We start from the raw sequence: 1,425 nt of genomic DNA, 5'->3' as shown, positions 1-1,425 counted from the left end.
GCGCCGAGCAGCACGAGCACCGACGCACCGGCCACGGGCAGGACGAGGCCGGCCGAGCGCTCCGGCTCGGCGGGCAGCAGCGCGAACGCGCCCTCGAAGGCGATGGCCTGCACGGCGCCGTCCTCGACGCGCATCGCGAGCGTGCGCTGCCCGCCCACCTCGCGCCAGACCCACGGCGCGACCTCCTCGTACAGGGCGGGCGCCGCCGCGTTGGGGCCGGGGGTGAACAGCAGACGGCCGCCGGGGCGCGCGGTGACCTGGGTCGCGCCGACGACGTCGAGCGCCGCGAGGAACGTGCTGTGCATGCCGCGCGAGGACACGTAGCTGCCCGCGGCGAGCGCGGCGTGCTCCTGCGCGGTCGGCTGGGGCGCGGTGGGGGCGGGCTCGCCCGGGAAGTAGCGGTCGGTGAAGCCGTGCAGCACCGACTCGCGCAGGGTCAGCGTCGCCGCGGGCGTGCTGCCGCTGCTGTTGACGGCGACGAAGACGCCGGTGCGGTCGTCCGGGTAGAGCTGGAGGTGGGCGTGGAAGTACTGGGTGTCGCCGCCGTGGCCGAGGATGCGGTGGCCGTTGCGGCTCTCGTCGAAGAACCCGAGGGTCATGCGCGGGGCCTGCGCGAGCGTGCCGAGGGTGTCGGCGGTCAGCGCGGGGGCGTGCAGCAGGTCGAGGGTCTCGCGCCCCAGCAGCGTGCCTGCGCCCGGCTCGCCGAGCTGGGCGAGCATGAAGCGCGCCATGTCCGGCGCCGACGACGTGAGCGCGCCCGCGGGTGCCGTGCCGACCAGCTCGAACGGCCTGGCGGCCTCGGACGACGACGGGTACCCCTGCGACATCCGGTCCCGCAGCTCCTCGGGGAGCGGCTGCTCGAAGGTCGACGACGTCATGCCCGCCGGCTCGAAGATGTTCTGCCGCACGAAGTCCTCGAACGGCACGCCGCTGACGCGCTCGACGACGTACCCGGCCAGCGCGTTGCCGTAGTTCGAGTACGCGGGGACGGTGCCGGGCTCGTAGACCTGCTCCGGCGGGTCCTGGGCGAGCGCGTCACGCAGGGGCTGGGCGACCTCGCCCGTGCCGATGAGGCCGCCCACCCGCTCCTCGAACCCGGCGGTGTGCGTCAGCAGGTGCCGCAGCGTGACCGGGGTGTCGAAGCGGCGGGGCACGTCGATGTCGACGTACTCGGACACGTCCGTGTCGAGGTCGACCTCGCCGCGCTCGACGAGCTGCAGCACGGCGGTCGCGGTGAACAGCTTGGAGACCGAGCCGGGGCGGAACAGGGTCCGTTCGGCCTCGACGGGGACGGGCTCGCCGCCGCCGGGCAGCTCGACCTCGACGTGGATCGCCAACCGCGTTCACCTCCTTCTCAGTGCCCGGGGCTCATCGGCTGACCCGGACCCGCTGCGGCAGGGCCCGTTCCGCGTGAAACCGGCCCAT

1 protein-coding gene is annotated in these 1,425 nt (G+C 74.5%); it reads right to left on the bottom strand.

What is annotated here, in order from left to right; translation table 11 throughout:
- Positions 1-1,337 (bottom strand): serine hydrolase domain-containing protein (locus HLB15_RS23615; RefSeq protein WP_171109205.1); only part of this gene is annotated, 1,337 nt, incomplete at its 3' end.
- Between the last annotated feature and the right edge of the window lie 88 nt (positions 1,338-1,425).

Source organism: Promicromonospora citrea, from assembly GCF_013004695.1.
GTDB lineage: Bacteria > Actinomycetota > Actinomycetes > Actinomycetales > Cellulomonadaceae > Promicromonospora > Promicromonospora citrea.
Note: the sequence above shows the minus strand (reverse complement) of the source record. Positions and strands in the feature narration are given on the sequence as shown.